General features: G+C 40.3%; 17 protein-coding genes. 14 read left to right on the top strand and 3 right to left on the bottom strand.

Annotated features, from left to right (window positions below):
• Nucleotides 1–13 precede the first annotated feature (13 nt).
• The gene (locus DX933_RS04970) at nucleotides 14–772 is read right to left on the bottom strand and encodes an ABC transporter permease (protein WP_123315377.1); all 759 of its coding nucleotides are present in this window, start codon (nucleotides 770–772) and stop codon (nucleotides 14–16) included.
• Nucleotides 756–1,538, bottom strand: coding sequence for an ABC transporter ATP-binding protein (locus tag DX933_RS04965; RefSeq protein WP_123315376.1), 783 nt, complete (start codon nucleotides 1,536–1,538; stop codon nucleotides 756–758). The genes DX933_RS04970 and DX933_RS04965 overlap by 17 nt, the downstream gene beginning before the upstream one ends.
• 229 nt (nucleotides 1,539–1,767) lie before the next feature.
• On the opposite strand from DX933_RS04965, the gene cysK reads away from it, so the two are divergent.
• Together cysK and DX933_RS04955 are read left to right on the top strand one after the other, a co-directional pair.
• Complete coding sequence (gene cysK / locus DX933_RS04960; RefSeq protein WP_123315375.1) at nucleotides 1,768–2,682, top strand: cysteine synthase A; 915 nt, start codon at nucleotides 1,768–1,770, stop codon at nucleotides 2,680–2,682.
• 141 nt (nucleotides 2,683–2,823) lie between these two features.
• Entirely contained in the window at nucleotides 2,824–3,684 is an 861-nt protein-coding gene (locus DX933_RS04955) for a LysR family transcriptional regulator (protein ID WP_123315374.1), read from the top strand.
• A gap of 105 nt (nucleotides 3,685–3,789) precedes the next feature.
• Here DX933_RS04955 and DX933_RS04950 read toward each other — a convergent pair whose 3' ends face one another.
• Entirely contained in the window at nucleotides 3,790–5,493 is a 1,704-nt protein-coding gene (locus DX933_RS04950; protein ID WP_123315373.1) for an Rqc2 family fibronectin-binding protein, read from the bottom strand.
• A gap of 155 nt (nucleotides 5,494–5,648) precedes the next feature.
• Here DX933_RS04950 and DX933_RS04945 point away from each other — a divergent pair, with 155 nt between their 5' ends.
• The 12 genes from DX933_RS04945 (at nucleotide 5,649) to rsgA (ending at nucleotide 20,569) form a co-directional block, all read left to right on the top strand.
• Nucleotides 5,649–8,312 carry a calcium-translocating P-type ATPase, SERCA-type gene (locus DX933_RS04945; RefSeq protein ID WP_223805876.1) on the top strand — a complete coding sequence of 888 codons (2,664 nt, stop codon included), beginning with the start codon at nucleotides 5,649–5,651 and terminating at the stop codon, nucleotides 8,310–8,312.
• Between the two features lie 287 nt (nucleotides 8,313–8,599).
• Nucleotides 8,600–9,481 carry a YicC/YloC family endoribonuclease gene (locus DX933_RS04940; protein WP_190279415.1) on the top strand — a complete coding sequence of 294 codons (882 nt, stop codon included), beginning with the start codon at nucleotides 8,600–8,602 and terminating at the stop codon, nucleotides 9,479–9,481.
• Between the two features lie 98 nt (nucleotides 9,482–9,579).
• Nucleotides 9,580–9,840, top strand: a complete 261-nt coding sequence (gene remA / locus DX933_RS04935) for an extracellular matrix/biofilm regulator RemA (RefSeq protein ID WP_123315370.1) — start codon at nucleotides 9,580–9,582, stop codon at nucleotides 9,838–9,840.
• A 32-nt stretch (nucleotides 9,841–9,872) separates the two neighbouring features.
• On the top strand, nucleotides 9,873–10,490 hold the full coding sequence (gmk, locus tag DX933_RS04930; RefSeq protein ID WP_123315369.1) for a guanylate kinase: 618 nt from the start codon (nucleotides 9,873–9,875) through the stop codon (nucleotides 10,488–10,490).
• Nucleotides 10,487–10,687 carry a DNA-directed RNA polymerase subunit omega gene (rpoZ, locus tag DX933_RS04925; protein WP_123315368.1) on the top strand — a complete coding sequence of 67 codons (201 nt, stop codon included), beginning with the start codon at nucleotides 10,487–10,489 and terminating at the stop codon, nucleotides 10,685–10,687. Before gmk ends, rpoZ begins: the two co-directional genes overlap by 4 nt.
• 141 nt (nucleotides 10,688–10,828) lie before the next feature.
• Nucleotides 10,829–12,058, top strand: coding sequence for a bifunctional phosphopantothenoylcysteine decarboxylase/phosphopantothenate--cysteine ligase CoaBC (gene coaBC / locus DX933_RS04920; RefSeq protein ID WP_123315367.1), 1,230 nt, complete (start codon nucleotides 10,829–10,831; stop codon nucleotides 12,056–12,058).
• Nucleotides 12,033–14,441 carry a primosomal protein N' gene (gene priA / locus DX933_RS04915; RefSeq protein WP_123315366.1) on the top strand — a complete coding sequence of 803 codons (2,409 nt, stop codon included), beginning with the start codon at nucleotides 12,033–12,035 and terminating at the stop codon, nucleotides 14,439–14,441. The genes coaBC and priA overlap by 26 nt, the downstream gene beginning before the upstream one ends.
• A 36-nt stretch (nucleotides 14,442–14,477) precedes the next feature.
• Nucleotides 14,478–15,428 carry a methionyl-tRNA formyltransferase gene (fmt, locus tag DX933_RS04910; protein WP_123315620.1) on the top strand — a complete coding sequence of 317 codons (951 nt, stop codon included), beginning with the start codon at nucleotides 14,478–14,480 and terminating at the stop codon, nucleotides 15,426–15,428.
• On the top strand, nucleotides 15,421–16,776 hold the full coding sequence (gene rsmB / locus DX933_RS04905; RefSeq protein WP_123315365.1) for a 16S rRNA (cytosine(967)-C(5))-methyltransferase RsmB: 1,356 nt from the start codon (nucleotides 15,421–15,423) through the stop codon (nucleotides 16,774–16,776). Before fmt ends, rsmB begins: the two co-directional genes overlap by 8 nt.
• Before the next feature lie 119 nt (nucleotides 16,777–16,895).
• Nucleotides 16,896–17,657, top strand: coding sequence for a Stp1/IreP family PP2C-type Ser/Thr phosphatase (locus DX933_RS04900; RefSeq protein ID WP_123315364.1), 762 nt, complete (start codon nucleotides 16,896–16,898; stop codon nucleotides 17,655–17,657).
• The gene (gene pknB / locus DX933_RS04895) at nucleotides 17,651–19,687 is read left to right on the top strand and encodes a Stk1 family PASTA domain-containing Ser/Thr kinase (RefSeq protein WP_123315363.1); all 2,037 of its coding nucleotides are present in this window, start codon (nucleotides 17,651–17,653) and stop codon (nucleotides 19,685–19,687) included. Before DX933_RS04900 ends, pknB begins: the two co-directional genes overlap by 7 nt.
• Nucleotides 19,688–20,569 (top strand): ribosome small subunit-dependent GTPase A, encoded by an 882-nt coding sequence (rsgA, locus tag DX933_RS04890; RefSeq protein WP_123315362.1) that lies wholly within the window; start codon nucleotides 19,688–19,690, stop codon nucleotides 20,567–20,569.

The raw sequence follows: 20,569 nt of genomic DNA, 5'->3' as shown, positions 1-20,569 counted from the left end.
GGCATTTTTTCATTTATGTTTTTTGTAATCCCCATCGTGTTAACACCTTTTGTTCCATTCGCTGAAAAACAAGCTGATCCATGATAGACCCGATTGCACCAATGATAATGATAATCCCAATGACGAGACTCATATTATTAAAATCAGACGCGTATGAAAGTGTGAAACCAAGACCTGGACCTGTACTTAATAATTCGGCGGCCATGAGTGCACGCCAGCTAAATGCCCAAGCGAGCCGTACACCTGTAACTGCATATGGTACAGAGGCAGGTAATACTATTTTTATAAATAAATCCACCCCCTTTGACCCCATCGTTTTGCCAGCGTCTAGAAATATGGGAGCAACATTTTGTACTCCAGTACGTATGTTCATCGTCATAACGAAAGTACCCCCAATGACTACGACAAAAATAATTGCAGTTTCACCAAATCCGAACCAAATAATCGCAAGTGGAACCCATACAATACTTGGAACACTTTGCAGGGCCAAAATCATGGTTCCTAAGGTTTCGTCTGCCGTTTTTACAGTGGCAAGTAAGATGCCTACTGCAGTTCCAATACAAATAGAAATGGCTAAGCCAATAAATAAATGTCGGAAGCTCGCAAGTAAATCATACACGAGCGTTAAATCAGCAAACCCCAGATATAATGTGTGAAAAACAGAAAACGGACTTGGAATCATAGATTGTGGCCAGATTTCCATTAGGACAATGCCCTGCCAAATGGCTATTAATAACAGAAAAAAGATGATTCGTTTAATCGTTACTTGCATGGCTTAATTCCTCTCTCATCACTTTGGCAATCTCTGTTTTTAATAGGTCCATAATCGTTTCCTCAAGAGGCGCCATGTCTGCTTTTTTTCTAGGTCTTGCCAAATCTACTGAAAAATCCTTAATAATGGTTCCTGGTCTTGCTCCCATAACAAGGATGCGGTCTGATAATGTAATAGCTTCGCGAATACTATGTGTAACAAATAGTACTGTTTTTTTAGTATCTAGCCAGATTTTTTCTACTTCCTGCTGCAAAATAATTCTTGTCTGTTCATCCAAGGCTCCAAAAGGTTCATCCATTAATAATAAGGTTGGATCCATCGCCAACACCCTTGCAATAGAAACACGCTGCTGCATGCCACCCGACAATTCATGGGGATAATGCTCTAGAAATTTTCCAAGCTGGACCATTTGTAAGAAATGCTTCGCGCGTTCTGTTTGCTGCTTCTTAGGCATTTTTTTCCGTAGGGGAAACATGACATTTTCTAATACATTTAGCCAAGGGAATAGTGCTGCCTCTTGAAAGACAACACCTTTATCTGGACTTGGTGTTGTAATTCGTACATCATCTAAAAAAATTTTTCCAGACGTTGGTTTTTGCAAGCCAGCGAGAATGGATAAGAGGGTTGATTTACCACAGCCTGATGGTCCTAGCAAAGAAACAAATTGCCCATTTGGAATGGTCAGATCAATATCCTTCAACACAATGGCAGGAGTCTTTCCTGTTTGATTAAATTGTTTGGAAACCCCATCTATAGTTAAAGTCATACCTGGACGCTCCTTATGAAAAGTAGTTGTGTTTTAAAATATAATTAAACATATCAACTTACTATGAATTGAAATGTATTTTAGCATGTATCGGAATTACTTTCAATAGGCGAATCCCTAATTTTTTTATAATTCTGCAAAAACAGGTGTACAAAAGACGTTGCAATCCATATAAAAAGTATAGTAAACTAATAGGAATTATTGGTTTATAGGTGAGGAGGAAAATAGCATGCAAGTGGTTCATAATATAACGGAGCTGATTGGCAATACGCCGATTATTCAATTGCATCGTATTGTACCGGAAAATGCTGCAACCGTTTTCATCAAGCTGGAATCGATGAATCCTTCAAAAAGTGTAAAGGATCGGGCGGCATCTCACATGATTGAAATGGCGGAAAAGACGGGGAAATTAAAGCCTGGTGCTACCATTATTGAACCTACAAGCGGAAATACAGGAATAGGTCTTGCTATGAATGCTGCTGCAAAAGGCTATAAAGCTATTTTAATCATGCCGGATAACAGTACACAAGAACGACGTAATTTACTACGGGCATATGGCGCAGAGGTAGTACTGACACCTAGTGAGGAGAGAATGCCTGGTGCTATTCGAAAAGCATTGGAATTGCAAAAGAAAATTCCTGGTAGTTTCATTCCACAGCAATTTGAAAATGAAGCAAATCCTGACGTACACCGACATACAACAGCACGTGAAATTTTACAACAAATGGATGGGAAGCTGGACGCTTTCGTATGTACAGCTGGAACTGGGGGAACGATTACCGGTACTGGAGAGGTATTAAAGAAGCACCTTCCACAGCTATTTATAACGGTTGCTGAGCCAAAAGGATCACCAGTTTTATCTGGGGGAAAACCTGGGAAACATAAATTAGTTGGCACAAGCCCTGGGTTTATTCCTGAAATTTTAAATACAACTATTTATGATGAGATTATGCAAATTGAGGATGAGGAGGCTATCCATTATTTTAAAAAATTGCCTAGACTGGAAGGTGTATTTACCGGATTATCTGGTGCGGCAGCCGTATGTGCAGCATTGGATGTAGCTAAACGAATCGGCCCTGGTAAGCGAGTTCTTTGTATCGCACCCGATACAGGTGAACGTTATTTAAGTATGGGGCTACTTTAAAAGGGAGTGTGATTAACTCCCTTTTTCCTTTTTTAATAAACCCTCAACACTTCCACCAGCTCGATGTTAGACGTGCAATAAGTAATTATTACAATTATAATGAAAGTATATTATGATTACTTATAACAAGGTGGGGTTTTGATGAAAATAGATGATTATAGCTTGTTGCTGAAATTGCAGGAGGTTGGTACCATTCGTGGAACCGCCAAGGCTGTCCTCATTTCACAGCCTGCAGTGACACAGCGTTTAAAGTATATTGAAGGATATTTTGATGCTGCTATTTTTATTCGTACACCGAAACGGCTTGTGTTAACACCAGCAGGTGAAATAATTTTGGCCCATGCAAAACAGGTAATAGAAGAGGAAAAGCAAATTCACAATAAATTGGCACAAACGAGTAAGGAAATTCAAGGTTCACTTTCTATCGCATGTTCTTCTCTCGTAAGTCAGCAGTTTTTGCCAGCTATTCTTGGGGAGTATACGGCGAGGTTCCCCAAGGTTGCCATAGATTTAGTAACAGGTATTAGTGAGGATATTAAACAAAACCATGCTGATTATCATGTGTGCATCATTCGTGGGGATAAACTGAAGGAAAGTACATGTGTCCGGCTTTTTGAAGATCCACTATATATTTTTGATACGGAACCTTTTCCAAAGCATGGATTAAAAGAGCGACCATTAATTTCTTTTAAAAGTGATGATAGTATGCACGAATTGGTGGATAATTGGCTACATCATCATTATGAAAAGATTAAGCCGGAAAAAACAATTCGAGTCGATCAGATTGAGACTTGTAAGCAATTTATGAAGCAGGGAATTGGTATGGCTGTTTTACCGGAGAGCGTATCTGCCTCGATGAAAGATGAATATCCGAACCTACCTTTGAAACTGAATGGCAGAAGGGTGAAGCGGGATACGTGGGCTTGTTATCAAGAAGGGGCACGTCAACTGCCACAGGTGGATCAATTTATTACAGCCTTGTTGGAAACGACTTTTCAATAGTAAAAAGAGGGGTACATCGGTGCTACCCCTCAAGATTTAGTGTTTGCGGTGTACCAGACCTTCTGAACGAGAAAGCAACCTCTATGTTGCGATGTCGATAGGTTGTTATTTTTTAAGTTTATCGATTACAGCTTTGTCTGGTGTAACAAAGATTGTTTTTTGATTATCATAGGTTACATAACCTGGTTTGGCACCATTTGGTTTTTTTACATGCCGAATCGTTGTATAGTCAACGGGAACAGATGATGATTGCTGTGATTTGCTAAAGTAGGCAGCAAGCTGTGCAGCTTCTAATAAGGTTTCCTCTGCTGGCTCTTTGGAACGGATAACGACATGTGATCCTGGGATATCCTTGGTATGCAGCCATACATCATCCCGATGGGCAAGCTTTGTCGTGACATATTCATTTTGTTTGTTGTTTTTCCCAACTAAAATGGTCGTACCATCAGATGCGGTATACACTTCAGGCGCAGGTTGTGCTGGCTTTCGTTTTTGTTTTCGTTTCGCCTGTTTTTTTAAATATCCTTCCTCGCGTAACTCTTCACGAATTTCTTCGATATCAGAAGTTCGCGCAACATCTAATTGTTGCAGCAGCTGCTCCAAGTAGTTAATTTCCAACGTTGCTTTCTTTAATTCTCTTTGCAGCATTTTCTTAGAATTGGTTAGTTTGCGATACGATTTGAAAAAAGCTTGTGCGTTTTCGCTCGGTGTTTTACGTGGGTCGAGCTTAATCGTTACCTCACGCTGCTCAGGATCATAATAATCCAGTACTTGTACGGAAGTATCGCCAGGCTTCACCAGATGCATATTAGCAGTCAATAGTTCTCCATATTTTCTGTAGCGATCTGCGTCTTTTGCCTTATTAATGGCTTGTTGATGCTTCTTTTTTTTGCGAATGTTTTTATCGGTTTCATTTTTTATAAACCGGTATAAATCTCTAGCTTGCTGTTTGACACGATCCCTTTCTGCTTTGCCAGAATAAAATGCATCCAGCATCGCATTGGTGGAATCATGCTGTTCTTGTTCGCCTTGCATAGTCGATATCGGAATAACGTGAAAGTCTTCTTTTTTGTTACGATAAATAGTTGGTTGATAGCTGCGCTGCAGTAATTGTGTTTGAAAATGTTGATATGCTTGTTCATATGCCTGCTGGGAGCCCAATTGTGCCTGTTCAATGATTTCCCTGGCGGCGATTGATGATACACCTTCCAATAATTGAACCATTTGCATATCCAACTTCCCAGCATTAAAATCCAGTTTCTTAATGAAATCAGCGCTATTCAGTTCCAATGGATTCCATTTATGCTGACTAGGCGGCAATTTATAATCTGCTCCAGGCAAAATGGTACGATGGCGGTTTTGGGCCATAGAAATATGCTTGATGCTGTCGATAATAACTTCTTTCTCTTCATTCACCAGAATAATATTACTATGTCTTCCCATGATTTCTACGATTAACTTTCTTGCTGTCCAGTCCCCAATTTCATTACGTGCTTGAAAGGAGAATTCAATTATTCTTTCCATACCAAGCTGTTCTATGCTATCCAAAATGGCTCCAGAGAGATGCTTTCTTAAAACCATACAAAACATCGTTGGTTCTGGTGGATTGTCAAATTGATCATCTGTTAGATGCATCCGTGCATAGGTGGAATGAACAGATAAGAGTAATGGATGATTTTTTCGATTGCTGCGTATGGTCAAAATCAGCTCAGTGTCGGTAGGCTGGTGTATTTTTGTTATTTTTCCTTGTAGGAGGGTCTCCTGCAATTCCTCTACTGTTGCTTTTACTACAATTCCATCAAATGGCATGTCGTTCACCTCATTTGTAATTATAGCATTTTTAAGGACAAGTCTGCATAGATATCAAATGAGCGTACAGCGTAATTACATGTTGTTGGTGAACATAAATGATCATATGCGGCCGAATTTGGCATCCGCTTTTATGCGAACTGGGGGAATGAATGGTGGAAAAATGGTATCAGCTGGATCAGGAAAAAGTTGAACAGAAACTGCATGTACTAACGAAAAGGGGATTAAATGCAAAGCAAGTAACAGAGCGGCAAAAACGTTTCGGTAAGAATATACTTGCAGGTCAGAAGCAAACACCGAGATGGCTCATTTTCTTAAAGCAGTTTCAGGATTTTATGGTGCTTGTGCTTTTGGCTGCAACATTGATTGCTGGATTACTTGGAGAATACATCGATGCCATTGCCATTATGATTATTGTTATTCTGAATGGCTGTATTGGCTATTTTCAGGAGCAAAAAGCCGAAAAATCATTGGAAAAACTTAAAGAGCTAGCCGCCCCAGTGGCACATGTATTTAGAGAGGAAAAATGGGAAAGGATTCCTTCTGGAGATGTAGTAGTCGGTGATATCGTTAAAATGTCAAGTGGTGATCGTATACCCGCTGATTGTCGTATCGTACAATCAATGGGAATGGAGACGGAAGAATCTTCATTGACCGGTGAGTCATTGCCTGTGCAAAAATCGACTGAATCGATTGTACGGGATGGCTTAGATGCCCAGGACCAAGTGAATATGGCATTTAAGGGCACATTGGTTACTAGAGGATATGGAATTGGAATTGTTGTCGCAACAGGTATGCAAACAGTGATGGGACAAATCGCATCTTTGATGGACAATACTAAAAAAGCTATTACCCCGTTGGAAAGAAAACTGACTGAACTCGGTAAAATATTAATTGCAGTTGCTGTATTTTTAACATTACTGGTTGTCGGAATTGGAATTTACCAAGGACATTCTACGTATGAAATGTTTTTAGCGGGTATTTCACTTGCAGTGGCTGCAATTCCGGAAGGTCTACCTGCTATTGTTACCGTGGCATTGTCTCTCGGTGTGCAGCGTATGATTCGTAAAAAAGCAATCGTTCGGCAGCTTTCAGCAGTGGAAACATTAGGTTGTGCCTCGATTATTTGTTCTGATAAAACTGGTACAATGACAGAAAATCAAATGACCGTAAAACAGTTATTTGTTAATGACAAGCATATTACTGTAACTGGCGACGGTTACGATATTCGAGGTGATTTTTTTGACGGTAAATATAAGATAGGTAAGCATGCAGCTTATTTAGAAAATATGCTGTTATATGGGTCCATTTGTAATCATGCTTCATTGTTTATAAAAAAAGGAAAGTATTATGTAGACGGAGATCCAACTGATGGGGCTTTAATTGTTGCAGCAAGAAAATGGGGACTTGCTGCCGGACATGAAGAAAACTTTCGCATTTTAAAAGAAATTCCTTTCGATTCGGATCGAAAACGGATGAGCATGGTTGTACAGGATGAGCAGGGTAAATACTTTTTAATCACGAAGGGTGCTCCAGATGTATTACTGCCACGGACGAATTACCTGGTGGATGATGGTGGTCGTAAAATCATGAAGGAACGTGACAGACGACGCATTGATGAAGCAATTGGAAATATGGGAGATCAAGCCCTGAGAACGATTGCCATTTGCTATCGTCAGCTGTCTGGTCCGGAACAGATTCAGGATGCCTTACTGGAAAGAGAACTGACTTTTATGGGACTATACGGCATGATTGATCCACCGCGAAAAGAGGTCAAACAGGCGATTCAGGAATGTAAGGAGGCTGGCATTAAGACAGTCATGATTACTGGTGATCATGTCAAGACCGCTCGGGCAATTGCTGATCAATTGAATATGCTGCCTGCTGAAGGGTTGGTACTAGAAGGACAACAATTGAACGAGATGACAAAAGATGAACTGTCTGATGTGATTGAAGATGTATATGTATTTGCCCGTGTTACCCCTGCACATAAACTAAAAATTGTGGAAGCCTATCAGAAAAAAGGCCATATCGTCGCTATGACAGGGGATGGGGTAAATGATGCACCTGCAATTAAAGCGAGTAATATTGGAATCAGTATGGGAAGAAGCGGTACGGATGTAACGAAGGAAGCTTCCTCATTGATTTTAATGGATGATAATTTCGCAACTATTAAACACGCGATTAATGAAGGACGGAATATTTATGAAAACATTCGAAAATTCATTCGTTATATTCTCGCTTCGAATGTAGGTGAAATATTGGTGATGTTATTTGCAATGTTGCTTGCCATGCCATTGCCACTCGTACCTGTACAAATTCTCTGGGTGAATTTAGTTACCGATGGGCTGCCTGCGATGGCGCTTGGACTGGATAAGCCTGAAAGTGATGTGATGAAACGAGCCCCAAGAAGTCCGAAAGAAGGTATTTTTGCGAGGGGATTAGGTAAAAAGATTATTAGTAGAGGTATATTAATAGGAATTGTTACTTTAATCGGCTTTATGGTCACGTATAATAATGATCCGGATCATCTCGTTTACGGAAGGACAATGGCTTTCACCATCCTTGTCATGGCACAGTTAATTCATGTGTTTGATTGCCGTAGCGAGCATTCTATATTTGAGCGGAATCCATTCGGGAATCTCTATCTCGTTTTTGCGGTATTGTCATCTTTACTGCTTCTACTCGTAGTTATTTACTGGCCGCCAATGCAGCCTATATTCCATACAACCGCACTTGGATTACATGATTGGCTGCTCGTTATCGGATTAAGTGGATTACCAACTGTATTATTCGGAGTCAGTAAAAATAAATCATAACGAAATAGCGTGTTGCACCATTAAGCAGTTTCTTTCGAGAAGCTGCTTTTCTTTGATTGGAAACATCATTATTTAAGGGAATAATGAATGGATATAAAATCCTCTCAGCTTTTAAAATACAAGTCGATTTTACAATTCTGGTCGCTGGTGTTTTTTAATAACCGCTGTTTGGAAGGTGGTTCACATATTTACTTTATTTCTACACGGGTTTAATTAGCAATTAATAGGGGCACATAGAATAATGATTTGTTATAATGTTTATTAGTATGAGGATAGGTGTGATGTGCATGGTGTTAAGCATGACTGGATATGGTAGAGACGTATTTCGTTGTTCGGACATACAAGCAACGGTAGAGGTTCGTACAGTCAATCACCGTTTTTTTGACTTTAGCCCGAAGATACCACGTTCGATAATCTATTTGGAAGACGAAATGAAAAAAATTGCGGCCGCTAGCTTTGGTCGTGGAAGAATAGAAGTTTTTATAGACTTGAAAGGCAGTGGATTGACAAAACGAAGTCTGGAAGTGGACTGGGAACTGATGGACCAATATATGTCGCATATGTCTGAAATGAAAAAGCGTTATACGCTATCAGGTGACGTTCCTATAGCGAGCATTGCTTCTCATCCAGATTTAATGATGATACAGGAAGAGGACTTACATACCAATCAGCTTGGTGAGGGATTATTAGCTGCAGTAAGAAATGCCTGCGAACGTGCGTATGTGATGCGTAAAGAAGAAGGGACATTTTTACAAGCGGATATTGAAAAACGAATGAAAAATATCAAGGATATGGTATTATTAATAGAAGAACTTCGCACACGGGTTATCGAAGAATATCGTGCGCGAATTCATGCTCGAATTGAAGATTATATCGCAGGTCAATCGAATTTGGATGAAGGACGTCTACAACAGGAGATTGCCATCCTTGCTGAAAAAGGAGATATAACGGAAGAAATTACGCGCCTGAAGAGCCATTTGGATCACTTTAGTGAAACATTGGCCCGTGGGGAAGCGATTGGAAGAACCCTTGATTTCATTTTGCAGGAAATGCATCGGGAAGCAAATACAATCGGTTCTAAATCATCGGATAAGTCCATTGGAAAGCTGACTGTACAGCTTAAAAGTGATTTGGAAAAAGTGAAAGAACAGATACAAAATATTGAATAGTTTTAAGCAATCAGCTATTCATTTCTTTCCATTTGCAGTATGATATGGAATGGAAATGGAAACAAGCAGTATGGTTTGCTGTTGAAAGGAGAATCTATTTGGGATTACAATTAATTAATATCGGATTTGGCAATGTCGTATCAGCCAATCGTGTGATATCAATTGTTTCACCGGAATCCGCACCGATAAAACGAATTATTACAGTTGCCAGGGACAATAATAAATTAGTGGATGCTACATATGGCAGGAGGACTCGAGCTGTCATTATTACAGATAGTGATCATGTTGTTTTGTCTGCAGTACAGCCGGAAACTGTTGGTCAGCGAGTGCTAAGTCATGATGAAATACCAGATGAATAATACATAGGCGAATTGGTATAGGAGGAAATATGTTGATAGAGGAAAAAGGAATTTTATTTATTCTTTCTGGACCTTCCGGCGTTGGCAAAGGTACGGTACGGAAAGAATTATTTCAGCAAAAAACAGATCTAAAATATTCTATCTCCATGACAACCAGAAATAAACGTCCTGGTGAAGTGGACGGGGTAGATTATTTTTATAAATCAAGAGAAGAATTTGAACAGCTTATTCAACAAAATAAGCTGTTGGAATATGCGGAATATGTTAATAATTATTATGGGACTCCAAGAGACTATGTCGAGAAAACGTTAGAAGAAGGTCATGATGTTTTTCTGGAGATTGAAGTCCAAGGCGCCTTGCAAGTAAAGGAAAACTTTCCGGACGGTGTATTTATTTTCTTGTTTCCACCTAGTTTAGAGGAATTGAAAAACCGTATCGTTAGTCGTGGGACAGAATCGACAGAATTGGTGTTGAATCGTCTTAAAGAAGCCCGCAATGAAATTGAATTAATGGATGCATATGATTATGTTGTCGTTAATGATGATGTTGGACTCGCAGTAGAAAAAGTACAAGCAATCATTCAAAGCGAACATTTAAAGCGTGAGCGAATCGCTTCACAGTATAAAAAAATTTTGGAGGATGAACTATGATGCTAGAACCATCAATTGATGCTTTGCAAGAGAAAATAAAATCAAAATACTCACTTGTTACATTATCAGCGAAAAGAGCACGACAAATTCGTGATCTTCATAACGGTATGCTAGAGCATCCGAAATCTGTAAAATTTGTTGGTATGGCTTTGGAAGAAATTCAAGCAGAGATATTAACTTTAGAAGATGATGAATGATTGATAAGTCCTCGCAGTTTAATCACAGCGAGGGCTTTTCTTTCATGCGGATAAATGACTCGTGTACATCATGCTTATTCTTAGTGGAATATGGTATAAATAAACGTAGAGCCAATGCTCCATGAAGGAGAGACATAACAAATGATGAAAAATAAAAAAGTGTTACTTGGTGTAACAGGTGGAATTGCCGCATACAAGGCTTGTGCACTTACGAGTAAGCTTGTCCAACAAGGGGCTGACGTCCGGGTTGTTATGACGGAAAATGCAACTCGATTTGTGTCGCCACTCACCTTTCAAGCATTATCTCGGAATCATGTTTATACAGATACCTTTGAGGAAAAGGATCCTAAATATATTTCTCATATTGATACTGCTGATTGGGCTGATATCGTTATTTTAGCCCCTGCTACAGCAAATATGATTGGTAAGATTGCGAGCGGTATTGCGGACGATATGTTATCAACGCTTTTACTTGCTACCACAGCACCTGTCTATGTGGCACCCGCGATGAATGTGAACATGTATAGTCATCCCGGAGTTATGAATAATATGAAAAAACTAGAACAATGGGGTTATCATTTTATTGAGCCGGGATCAGGATATTTAGCCTGTGGCTGGATTGGAAAAGGAAGATTGGAAGAACCAGAAACCATTATTGCAACGATAAATGAACATATAGGTACAGACCAGTTATTGGCTGGTAAACAAGTATTAATTACCGCTGGCCCGACGAGAGAAATAATCGATCCAGTTCGGTTTTTCACCAATCGATCCTCTGGGAAAATGGGCTTTGCTTTGGCAGAAGCAGCGGCAAGATATGGCGCTGATGTCACCTTGGTTGCTGGACCTGTTCATTTGGAAACATCACATCCAAATATTAGGCGTATAAACGTCATATCAGCAGCAGATATGTATGAGGCTGCAGTGGCTAATTTCCAGGACAAAGATATCGTCATTAAATCTGCTGCTGTTGCGGATTATCGTCCGAAACATGTGCATCATCAAAAAATGAAAAAACAGCCCGGGAACCTCTCTATAGAAATGGAAAGAACGACTGATATTCTTGCAGCGCTGGGGGAACGGAAAACGAGCCAATACTTGGTTGGATTTGCTGCAGAAACAGACAAGCCGTTGGAATATGGGAAGGAAAAACTAAAAAAGAAGCGGCTGGATGCAATTGTTATTAATAATGTAGGTACTGAAGGTGCAGGTTTTGAAGGGGATACGAATATTGCCACCTATTTAAATAAAAAATGGCATCAAGATGAGATTGGACTTGCATCCAAACGAGAAGTGGCAGAACGAATTCTACGACTCATTGATCGTGATATAAAGGATGAAAACCGTGAAAATAGCCCAAGTAATCGTTGATGTTCCACATAAACAAGTGAATCAGACGTTTGACTATCTTGTACCTGAACGTTTGTTAGACATGTTACAGCCAGGGATGCGTGTCATTGTTCCATTTGGCCCTCGTAAAATTATGGGCTTTGTGCTGGAGATAGGCGATCGTTCGGAGTTTAAACGTTTAAAAGAAATAGAGGATGTCCTTGATCTTACGCCAGTACTGACGGAGGAGTTGCTCGAGCTTGGTCAATGGTTGGCAGATGAAACATTAAGTATCTATATTACTGCCTATCAAGCGATGCTGCCTCAAGTGTTAAAAGCAAAATATAAAAAAGAACTGGTTCGTACGGAAGGGGCTATACTCGCAGAAGCATTGGAGTTGCTCTTTGCTGGGCGGGACGTGATTTCGTATGAAGAATTTGAACATGCTCCAATCCGATTATCTATGCTGCAAAAAGAAATAGAAGCTGGCAATGTGACTGTCGATTATATCGTTCGCTCTAAAGCAACAAAGAAAAAAGTAACGATGATTAAGCCGGCTAGAGAGGTACATTTATTAGAGGAAGCATATATGGATTTACCAAAAATAGCGGTAAAACAGAAGCAAATTCTTGCATATTTTATTGAATATCCTACCGAAATACAGCAAACCAAGCTGCTAAAATCATTGGAAACAAATCGTGCTACATTGAAAGCTTTACTGGATAAAGGCATGTTACAGGAATTCCAAGTAGAAATATATCGGAATCCATATGATGAAGAATCCTTTGCTAGAACCGAACCATTAAAGCTGACAGAACAACAGCAGCAAGCCATACTACCAATTAAGCAATCGATTCAGGATCATATGCATGATGTTTTCTTGGTACATGGTATTACAGGAAGTGGAAAGACGGAGATTTATTTACAAGCCATTCAAGATGTACTGGATAAAGGGCAGGAAGCGATTGTGCTCGTTCCAGAAATTTCATTAACCCCACAAATGGTGCGCCGATTTAAAGGAAGATTCGGTTCAAGGGTTGCGGTATTGCATAGTGCATTATCCAGTGGGGAAAAATATGACGAATGGCGAAAAGTACTGCGCAAGGAAGTCCAGGTTGTTGTCGGTGCGCGATCTGCTGTCTTTGCCCCATTCGAAAATCTTGGAATCATTATCATTGATGAGGAGCACGAGACTTCTTATAAACAGGAGGATCAGCCACGCTATCATGCGAGAGATGTTGCTATTCACCGTGGTAGAAGCCATCAATGCCCTGTTGTTCTTGGCAGTGCAACGCCAACGCTTGAATCCTATGCAAGAGCGAATAAAGGCGTGTACAAGCTGGCAACCTTGGACCAACGAACCAATCAACAAGCTATGCCAGACGTTGAAATTGTGGACATGCGTAAGGAACTTCATGAAGGAAATCGCTCCATGTTTTCAAGAGCACTAATGGATAAGATGGAGCAAACAATAGCAAGAGGGGAACAGGTTGTCCTACTATTAAATCGGCGCGGTTATTCAACCTTTGTGATGTGCAGGGATTGCGGACATGTAAAAGAATGTCCACATTGTGATATCGCATTAACTTATCATAAGAATAGTAATCTGTTGAAATGCCATTATTGTGCATATGAAGAACCGATGCCTTTAAATTGTCCCGAATGTAATAGTGACCTCATTCGTTACTTTGGGACAGGTACGCAGCGCGTTGAGGAGAGTTTGACCCAGCTGATGCCCGATGCACGTGTGATTCGTATGGATGTAGATACGACCCGTAAAAAAGGTGCGCACGAAAAATTACTCAACCAATTTTCTAATCGACAAGCAGAAATCTTACTTGGTACCCAGATGATAGCAAAAGGATTAGATTTTGAGAATGTTACATTGGTTGGTGTCCTGACTGCAGATTCCATGCTCCATTTACCAGATTTTCGCTCATCGGAAAAAACATTTCAGTTACTCACCCAAGTGAGTGGTCGTGCTGGCAGGCATCAGCTCCCTGGTGAAGTAATTGTCCAGACGTATACCCCGGAGCATTATAGTATAGAAATGGCAGCTGCATATAATTTTACAGCATTTTATCAGTACGAAATGCGTTTGCGAAGAACATTTCAATATCCGCCATATGTATTTCTAGTATTGATTACTGCATCCCATCCTGAGCATGTGCAAGCGGTACAGGCGACCCAGCGAATTGTTCAGCTGTTGCACCAAGTGATTGGATCAGATACGGTTGTCCTTGGACCAACCCCTTCTCCAATTGCTAGAATAAAAAATAGATATCGTTATCAATGTATGATCAAATATAAGAAAGAGCCACATTTGGCAACGAACATTCGAAAGATACTGGAACAAATCGAGCGTGAACAACGCAGCAAGGATTTACTGGTTACTGTAGATATGCAGCCGTATCAATTAATGTAAGACAATATGTTGTCTTCAAGGAAAGTAGGAATGAACATGAAACGAATTGTATTTATGGGGACACCGGATTTCTCCGTGCCTGTATTACAAAAGCTGATTCAATCCAATTATGAAATTGTGATGGTGGTCACCCAACCTGACCGTCCAAAAGGTCGAAAGAAAATCATTACACCACCACCGGTCAAAGTAGAGGCTTTAAAGCATGAGATACCGATTTTTCAACCGGAAAAGCTGGGTGCGGACTTTCAACCAATAGTTGACTGCAAGCCGGATTTAATTGTAACAGCCGCATATGGCCAATTACTGCCGAAAGCCGTACTAGATATCCCTGCATATGGATGTATCAATGTACATGCTTCATTGCTACCGGAATTAAGGGGTGGTGCGCCGATTCATTATGCCATTATGGAAGGAAAACAAGAGACTGGTATTTCCATTATGTACATGGCCGAAAAATTAGATGCAGGTGATGTACTTGCACAGCAAGCAATTCCAATCGTGTGGGATGATCATGTTGGCACCATGCATGATAAGCTATCTGCAGTTGGAGCAACACTGCTTATTGATACATTGCCATTATTATTTGCAGGGGAGATAACTGCCCAAAAACAGGATGATACGAAAGCGACGTTTGCATCCAATATTCGTCGTGAACAGGAGAAAATTGACTGGAATCGAGCCCATCATGAAATCTATAATCAAATTAGAGGGTTGCATCCCTGGCCAGTGGCTTTTACGACCTATCAACATAAAAATATGAAAATATGGTGGGCAGAGCCTGTAGACAAATTATTTGATGGCATCCAATCAGGTACCATAGTTGAAAAGGATGAGGACTCTTTCACAACTGTATGTGGAAATGGAAAGGCTTTGAGAATAACAGATATTCAACCGGCGGGAAGTAAACGAATGACCGTGAAGGAATACTTGCTTGGCTCTGAAAAACGGATTGAGACAGGAATAGTCATGGGGGATGGTCATGCGTAAATATGCGTTACGGAATACGGTCCTTGATGTGCTTATACGTATTGATGAACAAGGTGGCTACAGTCATCTACTAATCAATCATGAACTGAAGAAAAACCAGATTGCCGCTATCGATGAAAGACTATTAACGGAAATAGTGTATGGCACCCTACAGCATAAGCTTTATTTGGATTATGTGATTGACGAATTTGTGAAGTCAAATCAACGGTTAAAGCCATGGGTACGGATGCTGCTACGCATGTCTATTTATCAAATGTTCTTTTTGGACAAAGTGCCAGATCATGCCATCATTCATGAAGCGGTTGAGATTGCTAAACAACGTGGGCATCGTGGTATCGCATCACTGGTGAATGGTGTATTGCGAAATGTCCAACGTCAAGGACGACCTAATTTAGATAGCATAAAGGATCCAATCAAGAGGCTTGCAATTGAAACAAGCCATCCTCAATGGTTGGTTGAGCGCTGGGTGAAGAGCTATGGCTATGACACAACAGAGGCAATGTGCCAAGCGAATTTAAACCATAAGCCAATATCTGTACGGGTACAAGCCCTACGCATTCAACGTCAAGAAGCAATGAAGCAGTTGGAACAGGAAGGATTTACAGTTAAACCCTCGCCAATATCAGAACAAGGAATCACTATTGAAGAAGGGAATATATTGAAGTCTTCACTTTTCCTGGACGGCCTGCTCACCATTCAAGATCAAAGCTCGATGCTTGCTGGGCAAATGCTAGCTCCGATTCCAGGAATGCAAGTGCTTGATACATGCAGTGCACCAGGTGGTAAAGCGACCCATCTTGCGGAATTGATGGAAAATATGGGGACCGTAAAAGCCCATGATTTGCATGATAAGAAAATCCGTCTTATAAAAGAAAAAGCGAAGCAGTTACAGCTATCCATTATTGACGCTTCAGCCATGGATGCCCGCAAATTAGGCTCTTTATATTCACCTGAAAGCTTTGACCGAATATTGGTTGATGCACCATGTTCAGGACTTGGTGTGATTCGTGGGAAACCAGATATTAAGTATAGTAAACAAGAAGCGGACATTGCACGGCTGTCTATAATACAATCGGATATTTTAGAAACGGTTGCCCCGTTATTAAAGCAAGGTGGCAAGCTGGTATACAGTACTTGCACAGTGGATCCAGCAGAAAATACAGAAGTAGTAAGTCAGTTTTTGAATCGACATCCAGATTATGAAGTAGACCCGACATTTTTCACTGAATTGCCAGATACATTGCAGCAATCCATTGGAGTGAGTAAATACGGTTTACAAATATTCCCCCAGCAATATGAAACAGACGGCTTCTTTCTCGTTCGATTTGTACGTCATGGAAGGAAGTAGCTTTAAAATCCGACATATTCGTCGATGATAGAAGAGATTATCATTCTTTTCTTTGTGAAATTATGTAATACTAATGATAGAAAATAGAAGAAATGGCAGGTTGGAAAAGGGGTGGAAGGATGCAGGCAAAGTTTTTGACTGATCGAGGCCAAGTGCGCAAACATAATGAAGATGCAGGTGGCATCTTTTATAATCATTCTGGACAGCTTTTGGCAATCATTGCGGATGGCATGGGTGGGCATCAGGCTGGCGATGTAGCTAGTAAAATGGCCGTTCAGCTCATCGATGAACAGTGGAAAAATGCTGAAGCACAATTACGTCCAGAGCATGCAGAAGCATGGCTTTCAAAAGCATTACAATATATGAATCAAAAAATTTATGAACGTTCCATTGCCAATGAGGAGTGCCATGGGATGGGCACCACTGTTGTGTTAGCAATTTGTGCACAGGATTTCATTAGTGTTGCCCATATCGGTGACAGCAGGTGTTATTTGTTGAACGATTTTGGGTTTACCCAAATAACCGAAGATCATTCCTTGGTTAATGCACTTGTTCAGTCCGGAGAAATTACCAAGGATGATGCACAGTCACATCCCCGCAAAAATGTTGTATTGAAATCGCTGGGAACCGATCAACATGTCACTGCGGATATTCGTTCGATCAGCTGGGATCAAGGAAATCAGCTCTTACTATGCTCTGATGGTTTAAGTGATAAAGTACTTGATGATGAGCTGAAGTCTTTCATGCAGTCGTCTGATGGATTGGAAAAGGTAGGACAAGAAATGGTCGATTTAGCCAATGCACGCGGTGGCGAAGATAATGTTTCTCTCATCCTGATTCAATACGACGCTTTGGAAAAGGCGGGTGAATCATCATGCTGAATGGACATTTACTAGGTGATCGCTATCAAATTAAGGAAACAATTGGTGGCGGAGGGATGGCCAACGTTTATTTAGCGACAGATACGATATTACATCGAGAAGTAGCAATTAAGGTACTTCGATTGGAATATGCGAATGATGAAGAATTTATTGCGCGCTTTGATCGAGAGGCAAAATCAGCAACAAGCCTTTCCCATCCCAATATTGTAAATATATTTGATGTTGGTGAAGAAGACCATATATTGTATATGGTCATGGAATATGTAGATGGTATGACCCTAAAAGAATACATCCAGCGCAATGGCCCATTGGATGTGGAAGAAGCAATTAATATTATGAAGCAGATTACTTCTGCAATCAGTCATGCGCATGAAAACGGAATTGTCCATCGGGATATAAAACCACAAAATATATTGATTGATACATATGGACAAGTGAAGGTGACGGATTTCGGGATTGCGATAGCCCTTAGTGCTACTGCCTTAACACAAACAAATTCGATACTTGGTTCCGTACATTATTTGTCACCGGAGCAAGCTAGAGGTGGAATGGCAACTAAAAAATCGGATATTTATTCGCTTGGTATTGTATTTTTTGAGCTGTTAACAGGTAGATTGCCGTTTTCTGGACAATCGCCAGTTTCTATCGCACTCAAACATTTACAAAGTGAGACACCATCGATTCGACAGTCTCATCCGGAAATTCCACAAAGTGTTGAAAACATTGTGTTACAGGCAACCACGAAAGATCCATTCCATCGTTATCGTAACGTGGAAGAAATGGAATATAGTCTTGTGCATGCACTGGATTCAAGTAATTTGCATGTGGAGAAATTTGCCCCGCCTGTAGAAGAAGGAGCGGAGACGAAGGCTATTCCAATTATTACGGATGATCAGCTTCATGGTGAATCAAATGGTGATACGATAGTTCATCATGCAGATAGTGAGACCATAAAAGTTCCTGATGATCCGAAAGCAAAACCAGCTAAAGGAAAAAAAGCTAAAAAATCAAAAAAAGTAAAAGAAAAGAAGCCTAAAAAGAAAAACAAAAAGAAAAAATGGTTGATTATTCTTTTGATTATCTTCCTTTTATTAGTAGCCGGAGTAGCAGCATTATTTATTATTCCTGGCATCATGAAGCCTAAAGACGTCACCGTACCAGATGTGACGGAATTGGAATATAGTGATGCGGTGGATGAATTAGCTAAATTTAAGCTCGAGGCAGAAAGAGAGCTTGTATGGGATGAAGAAATAGAGGAAGGCTTAGTGGTGAAAACAGATCCACGGCCTGGGCGAACCGCAAAAGAAGGCGATACCGTTACAGTCTTTGTAAGCCAAGGGAAAGAACAAATTGAGTTTAAAGATTATGTAGGAGAAGATTTTAATCAAATCAAGCGATTATTGGAGGATGATTATATTGAAGTTATTTCATATGAAAAACATTCTGATCGTCCAGAAGGGGAAATAATCGGTCAAATTCAGCCGTCTCCAGGTACCAAAGTAATCCCGAGTGAAACGAAAGTAATTTTCGAAGTAAGCAGTGGACCGGAGCTCATTAGCTTGAACAACTTAAAAGGGATGACAGAAAAAGAAGTTCGAGATTATTTGGATCGGGTTGGATTACACATGAATATGAAGGAAGAGAATTCCGATACCGTACCAAAAGGTGAAGTGATTCAGCAAAAGCCAGCAGCGAACACACAATTGGAAAAAAATGAAACCATTGAAGTCGTCTTTTCAATCGGACCAAAGGAATTACCGCCTGCAACACGGGAAATTACGGTGAAAGTTCCATATAATCCAAAAGAAGAACCCGAAGAAGGGGAAGATCCGATTGAACAGAATGTGAAAATATACATCGGTGACATGGACCACTCTATTACTGACGTTTATAAGGAAGAAAAGATTACAGAGGACGGGGAGTTCACCTTTACACTAACCATTGCTCCAAATAGCCATGCAGAATATAAAGTACTTCGTGATGATGAAGTTATCATTGATAAGACAGAGCCCTATAAGGAAGGTGAATAAATGGCAGAAGGTCGTATTGTAAAAGCTCTAAGTGGATTTTATTACGTGCAGACAGAAGATCAAGTTTATCCATGTAAAGGACGGGGTGTGTTTCGGAAACGAAACATAACCCCACTTGTTGGTGATTTTGTATCCTTTGATTTGGATTCAAATCAAGAAGGATATATTACGGAAATTAAACCGCGTCACAATGAATTGGTACGTCCACCAATAGCAAACATTGATCAGGCTATGATTGTCAGTTCCGCAGCCATGCCTAATTTTAGCAGTACATTACTAGATCGTTTTCTCGTTTTAATTGAAGCAAAGGGAATTCAGCCAATCATTTTTATTACGAAAATGGATATGGCTACAGAGGAAGAAAAAGCAGCCCTTCAAGCATATAAACAGAGCTATGAACAACTAGGCTATCATGTCGAGTTGTTTTCATCCAAGGAGCCTGCACAACCAGAACGGATTGCAGCACTTTTTACGAATAAGGTAACCGTAATAGCAGGCCAGTCTGGTGTAGGGAAATCTTCTTTGTTAAATGCACTCAAGCCTTCGTTATTATTAAAGACAGCAGATATATCTAAAAGTCTTGGGCGGGGGAAACATACGACGCGTCATGTCGAGCTAATTGAAGTGAATGGCGGATTAGTAGCGGATACACCTGGATTTAGTGCATTAGATTTCGAAGGACTGGAAGCAGAGGAACTTGGCGGGTGCTTTCCAGAGATTAGAGAACGAACCGGTATGTGTAAATTTCGTGGTTGTCTGCATGTGAAAGAGCCACAATGTGCAATTAAGGCTGGAGTAGCCTCACAGGAGATTCCATCATTTCGGTATGAGCATTATGTAGACTTTTTAGCAGAAATTCAATCGAGAAAGCCGAGGTATTAA

The organism is Ornithinibacillus gellani (assembly GCF_003730295.1).
GTDB lineage: Bacteria > Bacillota > Bacilli > Bacillales > Amphibacillaceae > Ornithinibacillus_A > Ornithinibacillus_A gellani.
This window is presented reverse-complemented; position numbering and strand designations above follow the sequence as displayed.